General features: G+C 70.6%; 17 protein-coding genes. 11 read left to right on the forward strand and 6 right to left on the reverse strand.

Going from position 1 to position 24,755, the window contains the following annotated elements:
• Position 1 precedes the first annotated feature (1 nt).
• The gene (gene cobA, locus AC4D2O_RS11490; RefSeq protein WP_490907469.1) at positions 2-1,027 is read left to right on the forward strand and encodes a uroporphyrinogen-III C-methyltransferase; all 1,026 of its coding nucleotides are present in this window, start codon (positions 2-4) and stop codon (positions 1,025-1,027) included.
• Entirely contained in the window at positions 1,024-2,145 is a 1,122-nt protein-coding gene (locus AC4D2O_RS11495) for a uroporphyrinogen-III synthase (RefSeq protein ID WP_490907470.1), read from the forward strand. The genes cobA and AC4D2O_RS11495 overlap by 4 nt, the downstream gene beginning before the upstream one ends.
• 45 nt (positions 2,146-2,190) lie before the next feature.
• Here the strand turns inward: AC4D2O_RS11495 and AC4D2O_RS11500 are convergent, their stop codons facing one another.
• Genes AC4D2O_RS11500 through AC4D2O_RS11510 form a run of 3 tightly spaced genes read right to left on the reverse strand, consistent with a single transcriptional unit; the run spans position 2,191 to position 7,334 of the window.
• Positions 2,191-3,759 carry an FAD-dependent oxidoreductase gene (locus AC4D2O_RS11500; RefSeq protein ID WP_490907471.1) on the reverse strand — a complete coding sequence of 523 codons (1,569 nt, stop codon included), beginning with the start codon at positions 3,757-3,759 and terminating at the stop codon, positions 2,191-2,193.
• Positions 3,756-5,918 carry a molybdopterin oxidoreductase family protein gene (locus AC4D2O_RS11505; RefSeq protein ID WP_490907472.1) on the reverse strand — a complete coding sequence of 721 codons (2,163 nt, stop codon included), beginning with the start codon at positions 5,916-5,918 and terminating at the stop codon, positions 3,756-3,758. The genes AC4D2O_RS11500 and AC4D2O_RS11505 overlap by 4 nt, the downstream gene beginning before the upstream one ends.
• 3 nt (positions 5,919-5,921) lie before the next feature.
• Positions 5,922-7,334 carry an MFS transporter gene (locus tag AC4D2O_RS11510; protein ID WP_490907473.1) on the reverse strand — a complete coding sequence of 471 codons (1,413 nt, stop codon included), beginning with the start codon at positions 7,332-7,334 and terminating at the stop codon, positions 5,922-5,924.
• 367 nt (positions 7,335-7,701) lie between these two features.
• Between AC4D2O_RS11510 and AC4D2O_RS11515 the strand changes: the two genes are divergently transcribed.
• Both AC4D2O_RS11515 and AC4D2O_RS11520 read left to right on the forward strand, forming a co-directional pair.
• The gene (locus tag AC4D2O_RS11515) at positions 7,702-8,205 is read left to right on the forward strand and encodes an SDR family NAD(P)-dependent oxidoreductase (protein WP_490907474.1); all 504 of its coding nucleotides are present in this window, start codon (positions 7,702-7,704) and stop codon (positions 8,203-8,205) included.
• Between the two features lie 12 nt (positions 8,206-8,217).
• Positions 8,218-8,460 (forward strand): hypothetical protein, encoded by a 243-nt coding sequence (locus AC4D2O_RS11520; protein WP_490907475.1) that lies wholly within the window; start codon positions 8,218-8,220, stop codon positions 8,458-8,460.
• Positions 8,461-8,586: 126 nt separating this feature from the next.
• On the opposite strand, the gene AC4D2O_RS11525 is transcribed toward AC4D2O_RS11520, so the two are convergent.
• Both AC4D2O_RS11525 and coaA read right to left on the reverse strand, forming a co-directional pair.
• Positions 8,587-9,444, reverse strand: a complete 858-nt coding sequence (locus tag AC4D2O_RS11525; protein ID WP_490907476.1) for a M15 family metallopeptidase — start codon at positions 9,442-9,444, stop codon at positions 8,587-8,589.
• 2 nt (positions 9,445-9,446) lie between these two features.
• Positions 9,447-10,424 (reverse strand): type I pantothenate kinase, encoded by a 978-nt coding sequence (coaA, locus tag AC4D2O_RS11530; protein ID WP_334210659.1) that lies wholly within the window; start codon positions 10,422-10,424, stop codon positions 9,447-9,449.
• A gap of 61 nt (positions 10,425-10,485) precedes the next feature.
• Between coaA and glmS the strand changes: the two genes are divergently transcribed.
• The 7 genes from glmS to AC4D2O_RS11565 all read left to right on the forward strand — a co-directional run bounded on the left by glmS (position 10,486) and on the right by AC4D2O_RS11565 (position 22,376).
• Positions 10,486-12,426 carry a glutamine--fructose-6-phosphate transaminase (isomerizing) gene (gene glmS, locus AC4D2O_RS11535; protein ID WP_490907477.1) on the forward strand — a complete coding sequence of 647 codons (1,941 nt, stop codon included), beginning with the start codon at positions 10,486-10,488 and terminating at the stop codon, positions 12,424-12,426.
• A 54-nt stretch (positions 12,427-12,480) separates the two neighbouring features.
• On the forward strand, positions 12,481-12,852 hold the full coding sequence (locus AC4D2O_RS11540; RefSeq protein ID WP_490907513.1) for a holo-ACP synthase: 372 nt from the start codon (positions 12,481-12,483) through the stop codon (positions 12,850-12,852).
• Between the two features lie 44 nt (positions 12,853-12,896).
• The gene (locus tag AC4D2O_RS11545; protein WP_490907478.1) at positions 12,897-14,501 is read left to right on the forward strand and encodes an NAD(P)H-hydrate dehydratase; all 1,605 of its coding nucleotides are present in this window, start codon (positions 12,897-12,899) and stop codon (positions 14,499-14,501) included.
• 108 nt (positions 14,502-14,609) lie between these two features.
• The gene (glgX, locus tag AC4D2O_RS11550; protein ID WP_490907479.1) at positions 14,610-16,796 is read left to right on the forward strand and encodes a glycogen debranching protein GlgX; all 2,187 of its coding nucleotides are present in this window, start codon (positions 14,610-14,612) and stop codon (positions 16,794-16,796) included.
• 114 nt (positions 16,797-16,910) lie between these two features.
• Positions 16,911-19,226 (forward strand): malto-oligosyltrehalose synthase, encoded by a 2,316-nt coding sequence (gene treY / locus AC4D2O_RS11555; protein WP_490907480.1) that lies wholly within the window; start codon positions 16,911-16,913, stop codon positions 19,224-19,226.
• Positions 19,223-20,980, forward strand: coding sequence for a malto-oligosyltrehalose trehalohydrolase (treZ, locus tag AC4D2O_RS11560; RefSeq protein WP_490907481.1), 1,758 nt, complete (start codon positions 19,223-19,225; stop codon positions 20,978-20,980). Before treY ends, treZ begins: the two co-directional genes overlap by 4 nt.
• A gap of 190 nt (positions 20,981-21,170) precedes the next feature.
• The gene (locus AC4D2O_RS11565) at positions 21,171-22,376 is read left to right on the forward strand and encodes a GGDEF domain-containing protein (RefSeq protein WP_490907482.1); all 1,206 of its coding nucleotides are present in this window, start codon (positions 21,171-21,173) and stop codon (positions 22,374-22,376) included.
• A 26-nt stretch (positions 22,377-22,402) separates the two neighbouring features.
• Here the strand turns inward: AC4D2O_RS11565 and AC4D2O_RS11570 are convergent, their stop codons facing one another.
• On the reverse strand, positions 22,403-24,337 hold the full coding sequence (locus AC4D2O_RS11570) for an HNH endonuclease signature motif containing protein (RefSeq protein WP_490907483.1): 1,935 nt from the start codon (positions 24,335-24,337) through the stop codon (positions 22,403-22,405).
• Between the last annotated feature and the right edge of the window lie 418 nt (positions 24,338-24,755).

Here is a 24,755-nt window from a genome sequence, read left to right on the forward strand (position 1 = left end):
CGTGCACGTCGACATCGATCTGACCGGACGCCGCGTGGTGGTCCTCGGAGCCGCGGGCGCGGCACGGCGGATCGTCGCCCGGTACCGCGCCTCCGGAGCCTACGTCGACCGCTTCGACACGGTCGCGTCCGCCCTCGGCGCGCTCGACGGTGCGACCCTCGTCGTCCGGGTGGAGGGCTCGCGCACGGACGACGACGGTCTCCTGCAACAGCGGTGTCGGGAGGCCGGCGCGCTCCTGACCCGGGAGCCGGCCGCCTCCGGCTCCGGGCACGTGAGCCTGGTCGGTGGCGGCCCCGGCGCCCGGGGGCTCCTCACCCTCGACGCGGCCGCCGCGCTGAGGGACGCCGATGTCGTCCTCTACGACCGGCTCGGGCCCACGGAGTCGCTGGCCGGGATCGCACCGTCGGCGGAGCTCGTCGACGTCGGGAAACTGCCCGGCCACCACCGCGTACCGCAGGCCGGCATCAATGCCCTCCTGGTGCAGCACGCCCTCGCAGGGCGGCACGTCGTGCGGCTGAAGGGCGGCGACCCCTTCGTGTTCGGACGCGGCAGCGAGGAGCTCGCCGCGTGCCTGGAGGCGCGGGTGCCCTGCACAGTGCTGCCGGGGATCAGCTCGTCGATCGCCGTTCCGGCAGCCGCGGGGATCCCCGTCACGCACCGCGGCGTCAGCCACCTCTTCACCGTGGTCTCCGGACACGCGCCGCTGACCGACGAGGAGCATCTGCACCTCGCAGGCCTCGGCGGGACTATCGTGGTCCTCATGGGCGTCTCGACACTGCCGCAGCTCGTCGCAGGTCTCGGCCGGGCGGGGATGCGCCAGGACATGCCGGTCGCCGTCGTCGAGCGCGGGTACAGCGCCTCGCAGCGGACGACGTCGGGGACGCTGTCCACGATCGTCACGGCCGCAGGCGCGGCACGCTGCCAGTCTCCCGCGGTCCTGGTCATCGGCGAGGTGGTGCGCGTGGGCCTCGAGCTGCAGGGCAGCGCTGCGCACCTTGCGCGGCTCACCGAGTCGCTGGCCTCATGACCGAGGCCATTCGTTCCGGTGGAGCCGGCGGCCAGCTGGCCGGATTCCGCATCGGCGTGACGTCGGACCGCCGGTCGGGCGACCTGATCGATGCGCTCGAGCGGCGGGGCGCATCCGTCTTCCACGCACCGGCGCTCAAGATCGCGCCGATCGCGGAGGACGTGGCGCTCCTCGCGGACACGACCGCCGTGGTGTCGGCACGCCCTGACCTCTTCATCATCACCACCGCGTACGGGATGCGCCGCTGGTTCGAGGCCGCCGACGCCGCAGGGCTGGGCGACGACCTCCTCGACGTCCTCGGGAGCGGCAGGATCTACGTCCGCGGTCCGAAGGCCAGGGGAGCGGTGCGTGCGGCGGGGCTGGACGACGCCGGCATCAGCTCCGACGAGACGACGGCCACCCTCGTGGACCAGTTGCTGCTGGAGGACCTCGCGGGCCTCACGATCGGCGTCCAGCTGCATGCCTACGCCGACGAGCAGCAGCTCGAACGGCTCCGGAACGCCGGCGCCACACTGCTCACCGTCACGCCCTACCGGTGGATCAAGCCGGAGGGCTCCGAACGTCTGCCCCGGCTCATCGAGGCCGTGTGCACAGGGCAGCTCGACTGCGTCACCTTCACGAGCGCCCCGGCGGTCGACGCCATGTTCAGCACCGCGGCCGAGCAGGGCATGCAGGAGGACCTCGTGCACAGGTTCCGGCACGGCGTCCTCGCTGCCGCCGTCGGCCCGGTGACGGCGCAGCCGCTGCTCGACGCCGGCATCACGCCGATCGTCCCCGAGCGGTTCCGCATGGGCGCGCTGATCCGGCTCGTCTGCGACCACCTCGCCGAGCACCACGTGGAGCAGCTCCGCACACGGTCCGGCCAGGTCGAGGTCCGGGGACGGTCCGTGCGGGTGGACGACACCCAGGTGGACCTCGCACCCGCGCAGCTCGTGCTCTTCAAGGCCCTGCTGTCGGCTCGCGGCGCGGTCCTCAGCCGGGAGGCCCTGACGGACCTCCTCACCCCGGCCGGCGCGGCTCATGCGCTCGACATGAGCGTCAACCGCCTGCGGAAGTCACTGCCCGACCCGGCCCTGGTCGAGACGGTCGTCAAGCGGGGGTACCGGCTGAACGTCTGAGCCGGGGCCGCCTGCGATGCGCGGGCTGCTGGATGGAAGCCCGGGTCACGATGCGACCGCCGCGGCGAAGTGCTGTTCGATGACGGCCCGGATGCCGTCGTGGCACCCGCCGCACCCGGTACCGGCCCGCGTGACTGCCGAGACGTCCTGGACGGAGGCGCAGCCGGCCGTCACGGAGTCCTGGACCGTGCCCCGGGTGACTCCCGCGCACCGGCACAGGGTGGCGGCCGGTCCGGGAGGGGATGCCGTCAGCAGGCCCTCGGCGCTGTCGAGCCGCAGCAGGCTGGAGCGGTCCGCCGGGAGCTCACTGCCCCGCTCGAACAGCAGGACCAGTTCGGCGCCCGTGCGCGGCATCCCTACGCAGACGAGTCCGGTCAGGACACCGTCACGGGTGACCATCTTCGCGTAACGTCCGTGCCCGGGGTCGGCCCACTCCGCCACCGTGAGTCCGGGCTCCACCGTCCAGGGATCGGCGTCCGTTTCACCCGCGGCCACGGCGTCGACGCCCCGGGCCTTCAGCACGACGACGGGGTCGCGCCGCACGCCGGGGTCCGAGCCGGGCGCGGGTCGGAGTCCGGGCACAGGCCCCCTCCCGTCGCCCGACAGCTCGGCTACGAAGGCCGCGCCGACGTCGTCCGCCTGCTGCCAGCCCGGGCCGATGAGGCCCTGGGGTGCGGTGGTGCCCGCGCATGCCCTGCAGGAGCTGCGGAGGCAGCACACCTCCGCGCAGTCGCCGATGGCCCAGATGTCGTCCGTGCCGACCGCGCGCAGCGTGTGGTCCACCAGGATGCCGTCCGCGACCGCCAGGTCGCAGCCCTCGGCGAGTTCGGTGCGTGGACGCACGCCGCAGGCGAGCACGAGTGCCCCGCCGTCGACCCGGGTGCCGCCCTCCAGGCCGATGCCCGCGAAGCGCCCGTTCTTCAGCTCGATCCCGGTGGACGTACCGGCCACGACGGTGATGCCGGCCTGCCGCAGCGCCGTCGCCAGCACCCGCGAACCGTCCCCGAGGAGCCGTTCCATGGGGGATCGGCCGTGGTGCACGAGGGCCACCCGGCCGCCCTCCTCCGCCGCGGCGAGGGCGGCCTCGATGCCGAGGATGCCGCCGCCCAGCACCACGATCCGCTGCTGCGCGGCGAGCGCGGCGGCCACGGCCCGGGCGTCGGAGAGGTCGCGGAGGAAGCTCACGCCCGGCGGGAGCAGGTGCGCGTCGTCGGACCCGGCCGGCCCCTCCAGGCCGGTGAGCCGCGGACGGACGGGCCGTGACCCGGTCGCGAGGACCAGCCGGTCGTAGTCGACCGCCTCACCGTCGGCCAGCAGCACGCGCCGGAAGGGCCGGTCGATCCGGTCGACGCGGGCGCCGAGGCGCACGTCGACGCCCGCCGCGCGGAGGGCGTCCGTGTCAGCGAGCCCGATGGCGGCTGCGCGGGTCCGGCCGACAGCGACATCGGCGACGAGCACCCGGTTGTAGGCGGGGTCGGGCTCCTGCCCGAGGACGGTCAGCGCGACCCGTCCGGCGGCGACGAGGGGCTCGAGGTGTTCGACGAGCCGCGCCGCGACGGGCCCGAAGCCGACGACGACGACGCGGGCCGGGACGGAGGGCCCGGAGGGGTTCATGCACCGACCTCCAGTCCGTCGGCGTGCAGGACGTGCGGGACGGGGGCCAGACGTGCCACGTCGACGGGCGTCGTCTTGAACTCGGGCATGCCGGACACCGGGTCGGTGCTGCTGCCTGTCAGGCGGTTCGCCGAGCCGGCGTCCGCGAAGTGGAACGCGAGGAAGACGGTGTCCTGGCGGATGTCGGGGGTCAGGTCGGCCAGTGCCCGGGCCTCGCCCTGAGCACTCGTCACGACGACGTGATCGCCCTGCGCGATCCCGAGGTCCTGTGCGGTGGACGGGTGGAGCTGGAGCCGTGGGGCCGGCTGTGCCGCGAGCAGCGCCGGGACGCGGCGTGTCTGGGTGCCCGACTGGTAGTGCTCGAGGAGCCGGCCGGTCGCCAGGAGCAGCGGGGCGGGCAGGCGCGCCGCGGTGGGGCCGGGTCGCGGGACGACGGGGACCAGCACGGCGCGCCCGCCGGCGTGGGCGAAGGCCTCGAGGAACAGCCGCGGCGTCCCCGTGCTGCCCGCGGGGTACGGCCAGTACGCGGGGTCGGCGCCGTCGAGCACGCCGTAGTCGAGCCCGGAGTAGTCGGCGAGGCCGCCGGCGCTGGCGCGGGCGAGTTCGTCGAACATGGTGGACGGGTCCTCGCTGAACAGGGAGGGCGCCTCCAGCAGGCGCGCGAGCTCCTGCATGACCCACAGCTCGCTGCGGGCGCCGGGTGGCGGCCCGACGGCCGGGCGCCGTCGCAGGACCCTGCCCTCCAGATTCGTCACTGTGCCCTCCTCCTCCGCCCACTGCAGGACCGGCAGGACGACGTCCGCCAGGGCGGCGGTCTCCGACAGGAAGAAGTCGGACACGACGAGGAGGTCGAGGGAGCGCAGGCCCTCGATGACCGTCGCGGCGTCGGGCGCGGAGACCGCGACATTCGCGCCGTGCACGAAGAGGCAGTGCGTCCCGCCGGGTTCGCCGAGCGAGGCGAGGAGTTCGACGGCGGGCAGCCCGGGCCCGGGGATCGCCTCCTCCGGCACGCCCCAGACGCCGGCGACGTGGGTTCGTGCCGCCTTGTCGGTGATCTTCCGGTATCCGGGCAGCTGGTCGGCCTTCTGCCCGTGCTCCCGGCCGCCCTGGCCGTTGCCCTGGCCCGTGAGGGTCCCGTAGCCGCTGTGCGCCGTGCCCGGCAGTCCGAGGAGCAGTGCGAGGTTGATCGCGGCCGTCGTGGTGTCGGTGCCGTCCGCGTGCTGCTCGATCCCCCGGCCGGTCAGGATGTAGGCACCGTGCCCACCGTCGGCGCCGCGACGGGCGCCGGCGGCCAGGAGCCTCGCCACGGCACGCAGGGAGGCGGCGGGAACACCCGTGATGCCCTGCACGCGCTCGGGCCACCACCGTGCAAGGCCGCGCGCGACGTCGTCGTACCCGCTCGTCCGCGCCTCAAGGAAGCGGCGGTCCTCCAGCCCCTCGGCCACCACCACGTGGGCCAGGCCCAGCAGCAGGACGAGGTCCGTGCCGGGTGTCGGCTGGAGGTGGACGCCCCTGCCCTGGTCCGTGAGGCGGGCGGTCGCGGACCGTCGGGGGTCGACGACGACCAGGCCGCCCGCGGCCTGCGCGCCCCGCAGGTGCTGGATGAAGGGCGGCATGGTGTCCGCCGCGTTCGAACCGAGGAGCAGGACCACGGAGGCGGCGCCGAGGTCCTCGAGGGGGAAGGGGAGCCCGCGGTCCACGCCGAACGCCCGGTTGCCCGCGGCGGCCGCCGAGGACATGCAGAACCGCCCGTTGTAGTCGATGCGGGACGTGCGCAGTGCGAGGCGGGCGAACTTGCCGAGCGTGTAGGCCTTCTCGTTGGTGAGGCCGCCGCCGCCGAACACCGCGACGGCGTCCCGGCCGTGCCGGGCCTGGATGCTTCGGACACGGTCGCTGATGAGGCGCAGGACGGTGTCCCACGCGGCTTCCCGTAGGACGCCGTCGGCGTCCCGGAGGAGCGGTGCGGTGAGGCGGTCGGGGTGGTCGAGCAGTTCCGCGGCGGACCAGCCCTTGCGGCACAGTCCGCCGCGGTTGGTGGGGAAGTCGCGGGCGTCGACGCGGGCGCCGCCGTCGTGCGCGCCCGACGCGGTGACCGTCATGGCGCACTGGAGGGCGCAGTAGGGGCAGTGCGTGGGTTGTCCGGTCCCTGCGTGCTGCATCGGTCAGACCTTGCCGAGGGTCGAGGAGCGGCGGAGGTAGAAGAACCACGTGACGGCGAGCATCAGGACGTATCCGCCGACGAAGCCGTAGAACGCTCCGTCGTAGCTGCCCGAGGCGCCCTTCGAGGCGTTGAGGACCTGCGGGATGAGGAAGCCGCCGTAGGCGCCGACCGCGGAGATCAGCCCGAGGGCAGCGGCGGACTTGCGGGCGGTGCTCACCGATTCGCGGAGTTCGGACCCTGCTGCGGCGCCGCGCCGGGCGAAGATGATCGGGATCATCCTGTACGTGGCACCGTTTCCCGCTCCCGCTGCGGCGAAGAGGACGAGGAAGAGGCCGAGGAAGAGCCAGAAGTTCGAGAGGGGGAGGGTCCAGACCACCGTGAGTGCGATGGCCGCCATCACGGCGAAAGCCATCACCGTGATGAGCGCCCCGCCGAAGCGGTCCGCCAGGCGTCCGCCGAAGGGGCGGGCGAGGGAACCGACCAGCGGGCCGAGGAAGGCCAGGCCCAGGGTGACCCCGCCCATGGTGATGGTGGAGAAGGCGGGGAAGGAATCGACGATCAGCTTCGGGAACACTCCGGCGAAGCCGATGAACGAGCCGAACGTCCCGATGTAGAGGAACGCCATGATCCACAGGTGCGGCTCCCGGACGGCGGCGAGCGAACCCGCGAGGTCGCTCCTGGCGCTGGACAGGTTGTCCATGTACTTCCAGGCGCCGAAGGCGGCGACCAGGATCAGCGGTACCCAGAGCCAGCCGGCGAGCGGCAGGTTCACGGTCGCGGCGGCACCGAGCACGACGGCGATCGGCACCACGAGCTGGGCGACGGCCGCGCCGAGGTTGCCGCCGGCGGCGTTCAGCCCGAGGGCCCACCCCTTCTCCCGGGCCGGGTAGAAGAAGGTGATGTTCGCCATCGAACTGGCGAAGTTGCCACCACCGAAGCCGGCGAGTGCCGCGACCGCCAGCATCACCCCGAAGGGCGTCTCCGGGTTCGAGACGCACACGGCGAGGCCGATGGTCGGGATCAGCAGGAGGAGGGCGGAGACGATCGTCCAGTTCCGGCCACCGAACCGCGGCACCATGAAGGTGTACGGGATGCGCAGCGTCGCACCGACGAGGGACGGCATCGAGATCAGCCAGAAGATCTGCGACGTCGAGAAGGTGAAGCCCGCGGCCGGCAGGTAGACGACGACGATGGACCACAGCTGCCAGACCACGAATCCCAGGAATTCGCAGGCGATGGACCACTGGAGGTTGCGCTTGGCGATGGACCTGCCGCCGCTGTTCCACTGGGCGGTGTCCTCGGCGTCCCAGTTGTCGATCCACCGCCCGGGGCGGTGGACCAGCGGGGGTGCGCTCGCGACAGGTGCCGGAGCCGCTGTCGCCAGTGCGGGAGATGCTGCTTCGTCGATGCTCACGGAAGTCCTCCAGGGGCTGGTGTGGCTGCTTCCCCCCGACGCTAGTGAGCGCGCGTTCCCGTTCCCTGCGTGCTGCGTAAACGCTCCGTGACGTTCACCTATCCGCGCCGGGCCGGCGCCGTGAGGTCGTGCGCAGTCCGGTCCCGGTCCCGGTCCTGGTCCCGGTCCTGGTACGGGTACGGCTGCGGGTCCGGTGGCAGGCCGCAAGGTGGGGGAGCCCGGTGTTGCGGACCACCCGGTGGCGGGGGATGCTGGGCCCACGACGCCGCGACGGACGTGCGGTGGGGACTCGACGACGGAGCTGGACGATGCACGCAGCGGACGCACGGTCCTACAAAGACGGACGGTCCTACGGAGGGGCACGATCATGAGAATCCTGGTCACGGGATCGGCGGAGGGCCTCGGCCTCACCGCCGTGGAGACCCTGCTCGCGCAGGGGCACGACGTCGTCGCGCACGCCCGCAACGAGGACCGTGCTGCCGGTCTCGCCGCGCTCACTGCGCGCGGCGCCGGACTCGTGGTGGGCGACCTCGAAAAGCGCGACGCCGTCGGACGGATCGCCGACGAGCTGAATGCTGCGGAGCCGCTCGACGCCGTGATCCACAACGCCGGCGTCTACACCGGCCGCCCCGTGATGCCCGTCAACGTGATCGCGCCGTACCTCCTCACCGCGCTACTGGACGGCCCGCGCCGCCACGTCTACCTCAGCAGCGGCTCGCACTACGGCGGACGCGCGACGCTGCAGGGGGTGGACTGGCGAGGGACCGCCCCCGGCTCCTACGGCGACAGCAAGCTGTTCGTCACGACGCTCGTCGCGGCACTGGCGAGGACACGTCCCGACCTGCTGGCCAGCGCCGTCGATCCCGGCTAGGTGCCCACCCGCATGGGCGGACCGAACGCCCCGGACGACCTCGACCTCGGCCACCGGACCCAGGTGTGGCTGGCGACGAGCGACGACCCGGATGCGCTGACGAGTGGCGGCTACTGGTACCACCGGCAGAGGCGCGAGCCGCACGACGCCGTGCACGACACGGGGTTCCAGGACGACCTGCTTCGGGTGCTGGCCGACGAGACCGGCGTGCCCCTGCCGGCCGGTCCCGGGCGGGCGAGCGGCGGCGCGTCCTAGCGCGCTCGCGAGCGGTGGTCCTGATCGCGCACCCGCGCTGACGTGCTCGAGCACCGGACACAGCACGACCGGGGTGGGAGTACTCCGCGAGCCTCTGGTGCCCGGACGGATCGGCGCCGGCCCAGGTCAGTAGGACGGCGCTGCCGGCAGGCCGAAATGCTCCTCGAGGGTCTGCGTGCCCGCCGCCCTCATCGCGAGCGAGACGTCCCTGCCCACGTACCGGAGATGCCAGGATTCCGCGGAGAAACCCGTGATCTCGTGCGATCCCAGCGGGTAGCGGAGGATGAAGCCGAAATCTGCGGCATGAAGAGCTGTCCACTGCGCGGCGGGGGTGTCCCGGAAGCAGAGGACGAGCGTGCACGCTCCGTCCGCCTGCCCGATGTCGAACGCGAGCCCTGTCTGGTGCTCGGAATACCCGGGCCGCGCCGAGACCGTGTCCGCGCCCGCTGCGTCGCCGTACTGCGCCACCCATGAGGCGTACGTCGATTCCTGGGTTGCGAAGGACCGGTAGCCGCTGACCAGGGTGAGCGCCACGCCGTCCTTCGCGGCCGCCCCGAACATCTCCTCCACGGCCGAGGCGACGTCGGGGCGCAGCAGGGCGTTCTCCGCGGCCGTCGCCGCGTCGGGCTGCCGCAGGTCGGCGGGCGCGAAATCCAGCGGCACGAGGGGGCGGCGCTTGTTCACGACGACGTCGACGGCGCCCGGGTCCGAGTGTGCGCCGGCCGGCGGGGCAGTCGCGGTGGGACCCGCGGTGGGGCCGGCAGCCGCACCGGACGTCGTGGGCGCAGGGACGGGCTCCCGCTGGACCGGAGCCGGGAGCGTGCTCGAGCCCGCTGTGGACGAGGGATCGGAGGCGGCGGAGGATCCGGTGGCGGCAGGGCCCGCGGCGACGGTGGTGGACACCGTCGCCGCGGGGTCTGCGCCCGAGCAGGCGGGAAGCGCCAGCGCGAGCAGCATCACCGCCACCGACCCCCTGATGCGCACCCTCAGGTCTTCCGGAGCAGCATGCGGCGCACGGAGTGGTCGGCGTCCTTGGTCAGCACCAGTTGTGCCCGGCCGCGCGTCGGCAGCACGTTCGTCACCAGGTTGGGCTCGTTGATGCGCTCCCAGATGCCCCTGGCCGTCCGTTGTGCCTCCTCGTCGCTGAGGCCCGCGTAGCGGTGGAAGTAGGACTCCGGGTCGGCGAACGCACTGGAACGGAGGGACTGGAAGCGGTCGATGTACCACTGCTCGATGTGCGCGGTCTTCGCGTCCACGAAGATGGAAAAGTCGAAGAAGTCGCTCACGGCGAGCCCGGTGATGCCGTCGGTCCTCGGCCGTGCCGGGGCCAGGACGTTGAGGCCCTCGACGATCAGCACGTCGGGTCGGCGCACGACGATCTCCCGACCGGGCACGATGTCGTAGGTGAGGTGCGAGTACGAGGGCGCCCGGACCTCGGCGGCCCCGCTCTTGACCTCGCTGACGAAGCGGAGCAGCCGGCGGCGGTCGTAGGACTCGGGGAAGCCCTTGCGCTGCATGAGTCCGCGACGGTGGAGTTCCGCGTTCGGGTACAGGAATCCGTCCGTGGTGATGAGTTCCACGTTCGGGGTGTCAGGCCAGCGCCGCAGCAGTTCGCGCAGCACGCGCGCCGTCGTCGACTTGCCCACCGCCACCGAGCCGGCCACGCCGATCACGAACGGCGTCCTCGTGGTCGTCTCTCCCAGGAACGTGTTGGTGGCCGCGTGCAGCTGCCCCGCTGCGGCGGTGTACAGGTTCAGCAGGCGGGAGAGGGGGAGATAGACCTCGCGCACCTCGTCGAGGTTCAGCGCGTCGCCGAGGCCGCGGAGGCGCTGGACGTCCTCGACGTTCAGCGGACTCTCGATCTCGTGCGACAGGCGAGACCACATCTGGCGGTCCAGTTCGACGAAAGGTGTGAAGGATTCGGCACTGGTGGACTGCTGCGTGCCCGTGCTTGTGTCACTCACCTCACGATTCTGCCCGGTGCCTTGCGCATTAACAAACGCGGCCACCGGTACGCTAGGTGACATGTGTGGAATTGTGGGCTATGTAGGCCGGGACCACGGCCAAGGATCGTCGGCGCTTGACTCGGTCGCCCCGGCGTTCGATCAGGAACCGTCGGAGGCGCGCCACGGGGCGCTCGACGTCGTCATGGAGGGCCTTCGCCGGCTCGAGTACCGCGGGTACGACTCCGCCGGTGTCGCCGTCATCACGCCGGCGGGCATCGAGTCGAGGAAGAAGGCCGGCAAGCTGACCAACCTCGTCGGTGCACTGGCAGCGTCCCCGCTGCCGCGCTCGCTGACCGGGATCGGACACACCCGCTGGGCCACGCACGGCGGACCCACCGACCAGAACGCCCACCCCCACCTGGCCGACGACGGCCGGCTCGCCCTGATCCACAACGGCATCATCGAGAACTACGCCGAGCTCAAGGCCGAACTGACGGGTGAGGGCCTCACCTTCATCTCCGACACCGACACCGAGGTGGCCGCCGGGCTGGTCGGCTACCTGTACCGCGGCCTCGTGAACAGCGGCACCGAGGGCGACCTGCTCACCCTCGCGCTGCAGCAGGCCTGCCAGCGCCTCGAGGGCGCCTTCACCCTCCTCGCCATCCACCAGGACCAGCCCGGAACCGTCGCCGCGGGCCGCCGCAACTCCCCGCTCGTCGTCGGCCTCGGTGACGGCGAGAACTTCCTGGGCTCCGACGTGTCCGGCTTCATCGACTTCACGCGCCGCGCGGTTGAGCTCGGCCAGGACCAGATCGTCACCATCACGCCCGACGAGGTGACCATCACGGACTTCTTCGGTGCACCCGCCGAGGGCACCGAGTTCCACGTCAGCTGGGACGCCGCCGCGGCCGAGAAGGGCGGCTTCGACTCCTTCATGGAGAAGGAGATCCACGACCAGCCGGACGCCGTCGGCCAGACGCTCCTCGGGCGCTCCGACGTCTCGGGCAACCTCGTACTGGACGAGCTGCGCATCGACGAGGCGATCCTGCGCTCCGTCGACAAGATCGTCGTCCTCGCCTGCGGCACCTCCGCCTACGCCGGGCAGGTCGCCAAGTACGCCATCGAGCACTGGTGCCGGATCCCCACCGAGGTGGAGCTGTCCCACGAGTTCCGCTACCGGGACCCGATCGTCAACGAGAAGACGCTCGTGGTCGCGGTCTCGCAGTCCGGCGAGACCATGGACACGCTCATGGCCGTCCGGTACGCCCGTGAGCAGGGCGCCAAGGTCGTGGCGATCTGCAACACCAACGGCTCCACCATCCCGCGGGAGTCGGACGCCGTGATCTACACCCACGCCGGTCCGGAGATCGCCGTGGCCTCCACGAAGGCGTTCCTCGCGCAGATCACCGCCGCCTACCTGCTGGGTCTCTACCTCGCGCAGCTGCGCGGCAACAAGTACCGCGACGAGATCGCGGACGTGCTGAACGACCTCTCCTTGATCCCGGCGAAGATCCAGTCCATCCTCGACGACGCCGACAAGGTCAAGCAGCTCGGTGCCGAGATGGCGAACGCGAAGTCGGTGCTGTTCCTCGGCCGGCACGTCGGCTTCCCGGTCGCGATGGAGGGCGCGCTCAAGCTGAAGGAGCTCGCCTACATCCACGCCGAGGGCTTCGCCGCCGGCGAGCTGAAGCACGGACCGATCGCCCTGATCGAGGAGGGCCAGCCCGTCGTGGTGGTCATGCCGTCGCCGAGCACCCGCGACTCGCTGCACGCCAAGGTCGTCTCGAACGTCCAGGAGATCCGGGCACGCGGAGCGGTCACGATCGTCATCGCCGAGGAGGGCGACACCTCCGTGGAGGCGTACTCGGAACACGTCTTCTACGTGCCCGCGTCCCCGACGCTCCTCGCGCCGCTGCTCACCACCGTGCCGCTGCAGATCTTCGCGCTCGCCCTCGCCAGCGCCAAGGGCTACGACGTGGACCAGCCGCGCAACCTGGCGAAGTCGGTCACGGTTGAGTAGTCCCCTCCGGGTGCCGCCGTGCAGCAGCACGGCGGCGCCGGGCAGGGCCTCGGCGTGATCGTCGGTATCGGCGTCGACGTCGTGGACATCGAGCGCTTCCGGCAGCAGCTCGAGCGCACGCCGGCCCTCGTGGAGCGATTGTTCGTTCCCTCCGAGCGCGGGCTCACCATACGGTCCCTCGCCGCGCGGTTCGCCGCCAAGGAGGCCATCGCGAAGGCCATCGGCGCCCCCGTCGGCATGAACTGGCAGCACTGCACCATCGAGGTGGACGACGCCGGTGCGCCGTCCGTCGTCGTCGACGGGACCGTCGCCGATGCCGCCCGGGCCCGCGGCGTCGAGACCTGGCACCTGTCCATCAGCCACGACGGCGGCCTCGCCACGGCGATGGTGGTTGCGGAAGGCACAGCACCGCCGAGCGCAAAATAGTAACCGTGCTGATTACCGGTCGGCTTACCGCTAAGCTCGACCATATGCTGTTTGCCTTTTCCGGGGGTGACGTCCGCGCTGCGGAGGCCCCCCTCATCGACGCGGGGCAGGGGCATGCCCTCATGCAGAAGGCCGCCCACGGCCTGTTCGGCGTGGCCCTGGGCCTGCTGCGCGAGGCGGGCCGCGGGACGTACGGTGCCACCGCCGTCGTGCTGGCAGGCAGCGGCAACAACGGTGCCGACGCGCTGTACGCGGGGGAGCGTCTGCTGCGCCGCGGTGTCGCGGCCACGGCCGTCCTCACCTCCGAGCGTGTCCACGCCGCTGCCCTCGAGACCTTCCTCGCCGCCGGCGGCAGGAGCGTCCTGCTCGACGACGCCGGCGTCCCGGCGCTCGCGGCGCACGCCGCCTCGGCCGACCTCCTCATCGACGGGATCCTCGGCACGGGCGCCACCGGAAGCCTCCGGGGCGCCGATGCAGCCTTCGTGCAGGCCTTCAACGACACCGCCGGTCCCCGCGGCCGCCGGTCCGCGCTCGTGGTGGCCTGTGACCTGCCGAGCGGCATCGGCGTCGACTCCGGGCTCGTGGAGGGGCCCGTACTCCAGGCCGATGCCACCGTCACCTTCGGTGCGGCGAAGCCGGGACTGCTCATCGGCGACGGCGCCGTGGCCGCGGGTGAGCTCAACGTCGTGGATCTCGGCCTCGACCTCGCGCCGTTCACGCCCGCGGCCCGCAGGCTGCTCGATGCTGACGCCGCGGCACTGCTGCGTCCGCCCGGCGCGCATGACCACAAGTACTCACGCGGGGTGCTCGGCGTCGCCGCCGGATCGGACCGCTACCCGGGAGCCGCCGTCCTGGCCGTGGGGGCCGCCCTCGCGACCGGCGTCGGCATGGTGCGCTACCTCGGCCCGACTGCGGTCGCCGCGCTGATCCACCAGCGGACACCCGAGGCGGTGGCCTCCACCGGGTCCATCGGCGACGCCCGCTCCCAGGCGTGGGTCGTCGGGCCCGGGGCCGTCGACGACGACGACCAGCGCCGTCGCGCCGTCGAGGCCCTGGCCTCCGGCCTGCCGGTCGTCGTCGACGCCGGAGCCCTCGCCGAGGTGCCCGATCGCGTGGGCGCCCAGGTGGTCCTCACACCCCACGCAGGGGAGCTGCGCGACCTGCTCGCTGCTCGCGGACTCGACGTCGGCAGGCCGGCCATCGAGGCGGACCCCGCGCGCTTCGCCCTGCGTGCCGCGGAGCTGACCGGCGCCACCGTGCTCCTCAAGGGGTTCACGACCGTCGTCGCGGCACCGTCGGGCACCCTCTTCGTCCAGGCCGACGCCACACCCTGGCTCGCCACGGCGGGAGCCGGCGACACGCTGTCCGGGATCATCGGGGCGCTTGCCGCCACCCTCGCGGAGGACGACGGCGCCGCCCGGCGCGTGGGCGTCGCCGAGGAGGACCTGTGGGCGGCGGTCGCCGCCGCGGGAGCACTGATCCACGGCAGGGCCGGGCAGCGCGCCGCACAGCGCGGGCCCGTCGTCGTCTCCGGACTGCCCGCCGAGATCGGTGCGGTGGTGGCGGGACTTCTCGATGAGCGTCGGCTGCCGGACACGGGGCCGCGTCACACGAGGGGTGGCGACGCAGTTAACCGCACCGACAGTTGAATGCGCTATGTATGGATCAAGCGGCCGGGGCACCAGGACCCCGAAGCCGGCGAGTATCACCGTGACCGCCGAGACGGCGCGCACGGAACGGAACACCAAGGAGAACTGATGGAACTATGGCCCGGCGATGCGTATCCCCTGGGAGCAACCTACGACGGAACGGGGACGAACTTCGCGCTCTACAGCGAGATCGCGGACTCCGTCGTCCTGTGCCTCTTCGACGATGACGGTACCGAGACCTGCGTCGAGCTCAAGGAGGTCGACGGCTATGTCTGGCACGGCTACCTCCCCCACGTGACCCCCGGACAGAAGTACGGCTACCGTGTCCACGGCCCGAACAACCCGGCCGAGGGACACCGCTGCAACCCGAACAAGCTGCTCCTCGACCCCTACGCGAAGGCGATCTCCGGGGACCTCGACTGGGACCAGGCGCTGTTCGGCTACAACTTCGGCGACGAGCACTCCGTCAACAACGAGGACTCCGCCGCGCACATGATGCTCGGCGTCGTCGTGAATCCCTTCTTCAACTGGGACGGCGACCGCATGCCGCGGACGCCCTACCACCAGTCCGTCATCTACGAGGCCCACGTCAAGGGACTCACGCAGCTCCACCCGGACATCCCCGAGGAGCAGCGCGGCACCTACGCCGGCGTGGCGCACCCCTCCGTCATCGCGCACCTGCAGAAGCTCGGCGTCACGGCCATCGAACTCATGCCCGTGCACCAGTTCGTGAACGACAGCACCCTGCAGGAGAAGGGCCTCTCGAACTACTGGGGCTACAACACGATCGGCTTCTTCGCGCCGCACAACAAGTACAACTCCACGGGCGACCAGGGCGAGCAGGTCCAGGAGTTCAAGGCGATGGTGCGCGAGCTGCACCTCGCGGGCATCGAGGTCATCCTCGATGTCGTGTACAACCACACGGCCGAAGGCAACCACATGGGGCCGACGCTCTCGATGCGCGGTATCGACAACGCGTCCTACTACCGCCTGGTGGAGGACGACAAGCAGTACTACATGGACACCACGGGTACCGGCAACTCGCTCAACGTCGGTAACCCGCACTCCCTGCAGCTGCTCATGGACTCGCTGCGCTACTGGGTCACCGAGATGCACGTGGACGGCTTCCGCTTCGACCTCGCCTCCGCCCTCGCCCGCGAGTTCTACGAGGTGGACCGCCTCTCGGCCTTCTTCGAACTCGTGCAGCAGGACCCGGTCGTCTCGCAGGTGAAGCTCATCGCCGAGCCGTGGGACGTCGGACCCGGCGGCTACCAGGTCGGGAACTTCCCGCCGCAGTGGACCGAGTGGAACGGCAAGTACCGCGACACCGTCCGCGACTTCTGGCGTGGGGAGCCCTCCAGCATCGGCGAGTTCGCCTCACGCCTCACCGGTTCGGCGGACCTGTACGAGCACTCGATGCGGCGTCCGGTCGCGTCGATCAACTTCGTCACCGCCCACGACGGCTTCACGCTGCGGGACCTCGTGTCCTACAACGAGAAGCACAACGAGGCCAACGGCGAGGACAACAACGACGGCGAATCGCACAACCGTTCCTGGAACGGCGGGGTCGAAGGCCCCACCGACGATCCCGAGGTGCTCGCGATCCGCGTCCGGCAGCAGCGCAACTTCATCGCCACCCTCCTGCTCTCGCAGGGCGTCCCGATGCTGCTGCACGGCGACGAACTCGGGCGGACGCAGGAAGGCAACAACAACACCTACTGCCAGGACTCCGAGCTCAGCTGGGTGCACTGGGACAAGATGGACCAGCCGTTGCTCGAATTCACCGCGGCGGTGAACCGCCTGCGGTCCGAGCACCCCACGTTCCGCCGTCGCCGGTTCTTCGACGGCCGCCCCGTGCGCCGCGGCGAGGGCGAGGCGCTGCCGGACATCGTGTGGCTCGATACCTCCGGAGAGCTCATGGCACCCGAGGACTGGAACAGCGGCTTCGGCCGCTCGATCGGAGTCTTCCTCAACGGCCAGGGCATCCAGGGCAGGGACGCGCGCGGCCAGCGGATCGTGGACGCCAATTTCCTGCTGTACTTCAACGCGCATGACGAGGCCGTGGACTTCACGATCCCCTCGGACGAGTACGGCACGTCGTGGGACGAGGTCATCGACACGGCGGGCAAGTACGCCGACAGCGAGGCGATCCCGTCGGGCGCCGTGGTGTCCGTCGAGGCGAAGTCCATGGTGGTCCTCCGGGCCCACTCCGAGGTCGAGGATCTCGACCACTCGGTCGCGGCGTCCCTGGCCATCCTCGCCAACGAGGTCACGTCCAAGACCGGCACGCAGTAGCAGTAACCGCACAACCAGGGGTGCACCCGAAGGGGTGCACCCCTGGATCCCTTCCGTCGCCGCCCGTTCCCGCCCGCTCGACCCCCCCGACCGCCCCTCCAGGAGGACTCCACCGTGCTGACACCGACATCGACCTACCGGCTGCAGATCCGGAGCGAGTTCGACCTGCATCGGGCTGCGGCCCTGGTGCCGTACCTGCACGACCTCGGGGTGGACTGGGTCTACCTGTCACCGATCCTGACGGCGGAGAAGGGGTCCGGCCACGGCTATGACGTGACCGACCCCACCACCGTCGACCCCGACCGTGGCGGCCCCGCTGGCCTCGCGGCGCTCAGCGAGGCCGCGCGGTCGGCGGGCATGGGTGTGCTCGTGGACATCGTCCCCAACCACATGGGCATCGAGACCCCCGCTGACAACGCCTGGTGGTGGCAGCTGCTCAAGGAGGGCCCCTCCTCGCGCATGGCGGAGGCGTTCGACGTCGACTGGGATGCCAACGGCGGCCGCATCCGCGTGCCGGTCCTCGGCGACGGCGACGACGAACTGGACCAGCTTGCCGTCGTCGACGGTGAGCTGCACTACTACGACAACCGCTACCCGATCGCGGACGGCACCGCCCACCCCGGCGACTCCGGCGCCGAGGTGCACGACCGCCAGCACTACGAGCTGGTCAACTGGCGCCGGGCCGACAGCGAACTGAACTACCGGCGCTTCTTCGGCGTCAACACCCTGGCTGGACTCCGCGTGGAGGTGCCGTGGGTCTTCCAGGAGAGTCACAGCGAGGTGAAGCGCTGGTTCGACGAGGGTCTCGTGGACGGACTGCGCATCGACCACCCGGACGGCCTCGCCGATCCGAAGGGCTACCTCGACGACCTGCGCAGCCTGACCGGCGGTGCCTACGTGCTCGTCGAGAAGATCCTCGAGCCGGGGGAGAAGCTCCCCGGCGACTGGGCCACCGAGGGAACCACCGGGTACGACGCCCTCGCGGACATCGACCGCCTCTTCACGGATCCGGCGGGAGAGCACGCGCTGACGGCCACCGTCCCCGTCGACCCGTTCCACGAGATGATCCACGGGACCAAGCGCGGCATCGCCGACGGCATCCTGCGCTCCGAGGTCCTGCGGCTCGCACGGCTCGTCCCGTCCGGGGCAGGGCTCGACGACTATGCAGCGGCGGACGCCATCGCCGAGCTGCTCACCTGTTTCCCCGTCTACCGAAGCTACCTGCCGGGCGGAGCGGAGTACCTCACCGAGGCGGTTCGCGATGCCCAGGTGCGTCGGCCGGACCTCGCGGAAACCATCACGGCGCTCCACCCGCTCCTCAACCCGTTCCTCGACGGCGGCTCGGGGGACCTGACCGAGCTGGCCCGGCGGTTCCAGCAGACCTCTGGCATGGTGATGGCGAAGGGTGTCGAGGACACCGCGTTCTACCGGTATTCGAGGCTCGTCTCGCTCAATGAGGTAGGCGCGGACCCGGGGATCTTCGCGATCGACCCGCTCGAACTGCACCGCCGCCTGCTCCAGCGCGAGACGGACAGCCCGCTGGCCATGACGACGCTCAGCACGCACGACACGAAGCGCAGCGAGGACACCCGCACCCGCATCTCGGTCATCTCCGAGGTCGCCGACGAGTGGACCGCGATCCTCGCGCAGCTGGAGGACCTGGCGCCCATCAAGGACCCCACGTTCGCGCCGCTGCTCTGGCAGTCGCTCATCGGTGCGTGGCCGCTGAGCAGGGAACGGGCCCACGCCTACGTGGAGAAGGCCTCGCGTGAGGCAGATCTCAGCACGCACTGGACCGCCCCGGACGAGGACTTCGAACGCGGCATGCATGCAGCCGTGGACGCGGCCTTCGACGATGCCGCCGTGTCGGGCATCATCACCGCCTTCGTGGAACGCATCCAGGCAGCGGGGTGGTCCAATTCGATCGGACTGAAGCTGCTGCAACTGACCATGCCGGGCGTCCCGGACGTGTACCAGGGCACCGAGTTCTGGGACACGTCGCTGGTGGACCCCGACAACCGCCGCGAGGTGGACTACGAGGCTCGACGCCAGGTGCTGACAGATCTGAACTTCGGTGCGCTGCCGCCGGTCGGGGCTGACGCCCATGCCAAGCTGCTCGTCGTCTCGCGTGCCCTCAAGCTGCGCCGTGACCGGCCGGAGCTGTTCACCGGCTACACCGCCGTCGCCGCCTCCGGCGAGGCCGCGGAGCACGTATTCGGGTTCGACCGCGGCGGCGTGGTCACCCTCATCACGCGGTTGCCCTTCGGGCTCGTGCAGCGCGGCGGGTGGGGTGACACCACCCTGGAGATCCCCGCCGGCAGCTACACCTGTGCGCTGACCGGCACAGCCGTCAGCGGTGGCACCGTGCGTGCAGCCGACATCTTCTCCACCTTCCCCGCAGCCCTACTGGTCCAGGAGGACGCAGCATGAGTTCCACCTTCGATGTCTGGGCGCCCCGCGCCGAGTCCCTGACCCTCGTTGCCGACGGCGCCCGGTACCCGATGACCCAGGATGACGGCGGCTGGTGGCACCCGACCGACGCGCCGCCGTCGTCTTCGTCCGATGTCTCCTACGGCTACCTGGTGAACGGCTCCGGGACGCCGGTGCCCGACCCCCGCTCACGCCGCCAGCCCGAGGGCGTCCATGGGCTCTCCCGGACGTTCGACCCGGCGGCCTACGCATGGCAGGACGAGTCGTGGCAGTCACCGGGGCTCACCGGCGGGGTCATCTACGAGATGCACATCGGCACCTTCACGCCCGAGGGGACGCTGGATGCTGCGATCGGCAAGCTCGACTACCTCGTGGACCTCGGGGTGCAGTTCGTGGAGCTGCTGCCCGTCAACGCCTTCAACGGCACCCACAACTGGGGCTACGACGGCGTCCTCTGGTACGCGGTGCAGGAGACCTACGGCGGTCCTGCGGCCTACCAGCGCTTCGTCGACGCGGCGCACCGGAAAGGTCTCGGCGTCATCCAGGACGTCGTCCACAACCATCTCGGGCCCAGCGGCAACTACCTCGGCCTCTTCGCTCCGTACCTCACCGAGGGGATGTCCAACACGTGGGGCGACTCCCTCAATCTCGACGGCCCGCAGTCGGACGAGGTGCGGCAGTACGTCGTCGACAACATCACCCAATGGTTCAGGGACTACCACGTGGACGGTCTCCGGCTCGACGCCGTGCACGCCCTCCATGACGAGCGTGCCGTCCACATCCTCGAGGAACTGGCGACACGGACCGACGAGCTGGCCGAGGAACTCGGCAAGCCGCTGTTCCTCATCGCCGAGTCGGATCTCAACAACCCGCGCCTGATCCAGGGCCGGGACGTCGGGGGGTACGGCCTCGCCGGGCAGTGGAGCGACGACTTCCACCACGCAGTGCACGTCAACCTCACGGGCGAGACCGAGGGGTACTACCTGGATTTCAACTCCGTGGGAGCACTGGCGAAGGTCCTTGAGAAGGGGTTCTTCCACAACGGCACCTACTCGTCCTTCAGGGAACGCCACCACGGTCGCGAGATCGACCCGTCGCGTGTGTCGCCGCTCCAGCTCGTCGTCGCGACCCAGAACCACGACCAGATCGGCAACAGGGCCGCAGGTGACCGCATCAGCGCGACCCTGAACCCGGCGCAGCTCGCGCAGGCTGCCGTCCTGAACATCCTCGGGCCCTTCACCCCGATGCTCTTCATGGGCGAGGAGTACGGCGCCTCCACGCCCTGGCCGTTCTTCACTTCCCATCCGGAACCGGAGCTCGGCAAGGCCACTGCCGAGGGGCGGCTGAAGGAGTTCGAGCGGATGGGCTGGCGCCCGGAGGACGTGCCCAATCCGCAGGACCCGGAGACGTTCGCGTCGGCCAAGCTGGACTGGGCCGAGATCGAGCAGGGGCACCACGCCGAGCTGCTCGCCACCTACCGCGATCTCATCCGCCTCCGTCGCTCCCACCCCGAACTGCACGACGCCGACTTCGGGAGCATCTCGGTGGACTTCGACGAGGAGAACCGCTGGATCGTCCTGCACAGGGGCAGCACCGATGTCGTCCTGAACCTCAGTGACGCCATGGTGACGGTGCCAGTCCGTGGCGCCGGCGCCGAGGTGCTGCTGTCCACGGTTGACGGCGTCGGACTGCTCGACGACACGGTGCAGCTTCCGCCTCACGCGTCGCTCGTCCTCCGCCCGGGCAGGGCGTAGTTCCGGGGAGTAGTTCAGGACTGTGCAAGGGTTCCGACAGGACTGGCACCGGGGGCGCTGAAGGGTCGGTGCTCCCGGTCATACTGGGCGGGACACTCTTCCCTGCGCTGAATCGGGTCCCGTCGCCATCGGTGGCGGGGCCCGGGTCCGCCGGAAGCGGTACGCGGACAGCACGAGGCGGCAAGGACACATGACACTGGACACGACAACCCTGCAGGCGGCATTCGGGGCTATCTCCATCACGCTCTTCGTGCTCTTCTACACGGTGTCGTTCCGGCAGACGCGTTCGGCATACAGCGCCTGGTGGTGCGCGGCGATCGCCCTCTTCTTCACGGGGACCACCAGTTACCTGCTGGACGGAACGGCGCACCAGGTCTGGGCCAACCCGCTGGGGAACACGCTGCTGGTCATGGGAGCGGTCTGTGTGTGGGCAGGAGCCCGGACCCTGCGCACGAGCAGGCCCGCATGGCTGCAGCTGGCAGCGGCACCGCTGCTCACACTGGCGGCCTCGGCACTCGGCGGCCCCGCCGCCGATTCGTGGTCCGGCGGTCCGGTGTTCCTCGGGATGATGTCCCTGGCCATCGGCCTCGCGTCGTGGGAGCTGTGGCGCCTGCCGAGCAGCTACAGCAAGGTGCAGGCTCCCCTCGCGGTCTCCTCCGGCTTCGTGGCGATCCTCTACCTCGCGCGGTGTCTCGCGTTCGTCGTGGGAGGTCCCGACGGCCATGTCTTCACCACCTACTTCGGCTCGGGCATCACGACGCTCGTCACCATGCTGCTGCTCGTCGTCGTCTCCTTCAGCGCGGCGGCGCTCAGTGCCGAGCAGATCGCCACCGATCTGCGGGCCCGTGCCGACCGTGACGCGCTGACCGGGCTGCTCAACCGATCGGGTTTCCTCGACCTCGCCGCCACGCACGCGGACCGGCTGGCCCGGGCCGATCGTCCCGGGACGCTGATCCTCGCGGATCTCGACTTCTTCAAGGCCGTGAACGACACGCACGGGCACGCGGCGGGGGACACAGTGCTGAGGGCCTTTGCGGAGGCCTGCACCGAGACTGTCCGCTCCACGGATCTGGTGGGACGCTACGGGGGCGAGGAGTTCATCTTCCTGTTGCCGGGCGCGTCGGTCTCGAGGAGCGAGGACATCACCCGGGCTGTGAGCATGGCTCTTCGGGGTCATTCGACCCCGGGCGGCTTCGAGATGCCGACCGTCAGCTACGGCATCGCCGCGATCGAGGCGAGCGACTACGACCTGGATGCGGCCATCGCGGCGGCCGACCGGGCGCTCTATGCCGCGAAGGCCAGTGGTCGTGACAAGTCCGTCCGGGCGATCGGTCCGGCGATGGAGAAGTGGCGTGACTCGCCGACGGGACCACCGGGCGGACCTCCCGGCGTGTGAGCTGACGGGCAGCCGGTCGCCGGTGGTCACGACGCCAGCTCCCGGTGCTCGTTCCGTCGCGGGACCCGCTCGGGATCGAGATAGGGCGGCGGGATGAACCAGGGCAATCCTTCCTTCACCTCGATGACCCAGTTGCCCTGCTCGACCAGGCGATGATGGAAGGAGCAGAGCAGGCAACCGTTGGAGACATCGGTCGGTCCGCCGTCCGCCCAGGGTGTGATGTGGTGTGCTTCGGTCCAGACCGCCGGGATGGTGCAGGAGGGAAAAGCGCAACCCCTGTCCCGAGCCACGAGTGCTCGACGCTGGGCTACGCCGAAGAGACGCCGGGCACGACCGGCGTCGAGGATCTCGCCCTGTCCTCCCAGGACGATCGGGATGATGTCCGCATCACAGGCCATCTTCCGCACCACGCTCGCGCTCATCGGCCCGCCGAATACGCTGTAGCCTCCACCCGGTGTGGTGGGCCCGAGACGCTCCACTGTGCTGATCGAGGGTCCGGAGGGGAGATCGATACCTCCGCCGTCGGTAGCGAAGGTGCCGTCGTTGCCGCTGTGCACGATCAGGCGTTCCATCGAGGGAAGGTGCGGACGATGCGCGCGCGCCCGGGAGGTGCCACCCGCTCGTCCATCGAGTCGCCCCACGAGAGTCCGGTAGTCGATGGTGACCATGACCTGAGGCCGATGACCTCCCGTGGCCGGCAGCGTGTCCGTCGCAAGGGCGACCTGACAGGCGCCGACCAGCCCGTCGAGGAGCAGTTGCGGCCGTGTGCGAGTCTCGGGGAGGTCGCAGGCTTCCACGGCGGCGCCTGCCGAGGCACTGTTGTCCTGCCCCGGCTCGGCGCTGCCGGGCGAGGCGGAACGGCCTGGATCGGGACTTCCTGGTTCGGAATACCCTGGATCGGTACTCTCCGGACCGGAACCCTCTGCACTGAGACTTCCAGTGCCCGGGTTGCCCTCGCCGAAAGAGGCAGAACCGGAAGCTGTCCTGAGGCGCGGATTGGCCGCAGTGTTCATGGCGGTCAGGAGGTACTCGAACTGTTCGTCGTCGGCGGCGATCTCGAGTCGCTGCAGGCCGCGCCGTCGGCCCCTGACGAAGACGCCCTGTTGGGCTCGCAGCGTCTCCTCGGTGGGTTCACGGCCATCAGGATCCAGGGCGTATCCCCACCGCCGAGTCACGACGCGGAGAAGGTCGCCGTCGGATTCGACCGCCTGAGCCGTGAGGCATTCCTCCATGGCGAGCACCGCCGCGGGTTCGGCGTTCGTACGGGCACGATCGACGCCGTCGTGGATCTGGAGCGCGGCATCCGCACCGAGATCGCCTGCCGCGAAAGCGGCCGCCAGTACTTCGAAGCGGGGCGGACAGACGTCACCCGTCAGGGTCGGCTGCCCGGTCACCGCCAGGCCCAGCCGCACCCGACGCCGGGCTTCGGCCCTCGTGATCCGGAGCCGAGCACGAAGATAATCGGCCGTGTCGCGGAATTCATTTCGCTGCCGAAGGGCGTTCTGGTTGCTCGATGAGCCGGTGCCTGAGCCGGTGCCTGAGCCGGTGCCTGAGCCGGTGCCTGAGCCGGTGCCTGAGCCGGTGCCCGAGCCGGTGCCTGAGTCGGTGCCTGAGCCGGTGCCCGAGCCGGTGCCTGAGCCGGTGCCTGAGCCCGAGCCTGAGCCCGAACCGGAGCTCCAGCCCTGGCCCCAGCCCGAGTCGCAGCCCACCGCCGATTCTGCCTGGAGCCGCCCGCCGATTCCGGCGACCCGCTGCCGTTCGGCGGCAGCAGCTCCGACGACCTGGAGGTATTCCAGCGTCCGGGAAAGGGCCTCCACCGATTCAAGACACGTCACCAGTTCAGCTGTCGTCAGGACGTCTGCCCGTGCGCCGAATCGTCGGCCGGCCGCTTCCAGCACGGGCACGAGCGAGGTCAACGATTCCTCCGTGCCGGCATCAGGATCAGCGAGTGCGAGTGACATGAGCCAATTTTATTAGAACGGAATTACTAATATTCTTCCCATATCGCTATGTGGATAAGTCGCGCTCTGTCAGAACGAGTCGGGGGAGGTGGGCCGAGCGAGCAGGTTGAGGAGGGTACGGGCGCAGGTGGCTGGAGTGCGGGCCGGAGGAGTGGGCCAGGGAAGCAGCCAGGGAACTGGCCGGAGGATTTGATCCGAGGGCGTCAGGAGACGGACGAGTGGAGGCGGCTGGGCAGCCGGAAGGGTGCAACGGCCCGCAGAGCAAGCAGCGACCCCCCGACTCGACCGCCCCGGCTACTTCGGAGCGGTCGACCTAGGATGAGGACATGACTTTTGTGCCTGTTGAGAATCGTTATGCTTCGATGCCGTATCGGCGGGTGGGGGCCAGCGGGCTGCTGCTGCCGGCGGTGTCGTTGGG

It is taken from the genome of Arthrobacter sp. TJ-238 (genome assembly GCF_058269215.1).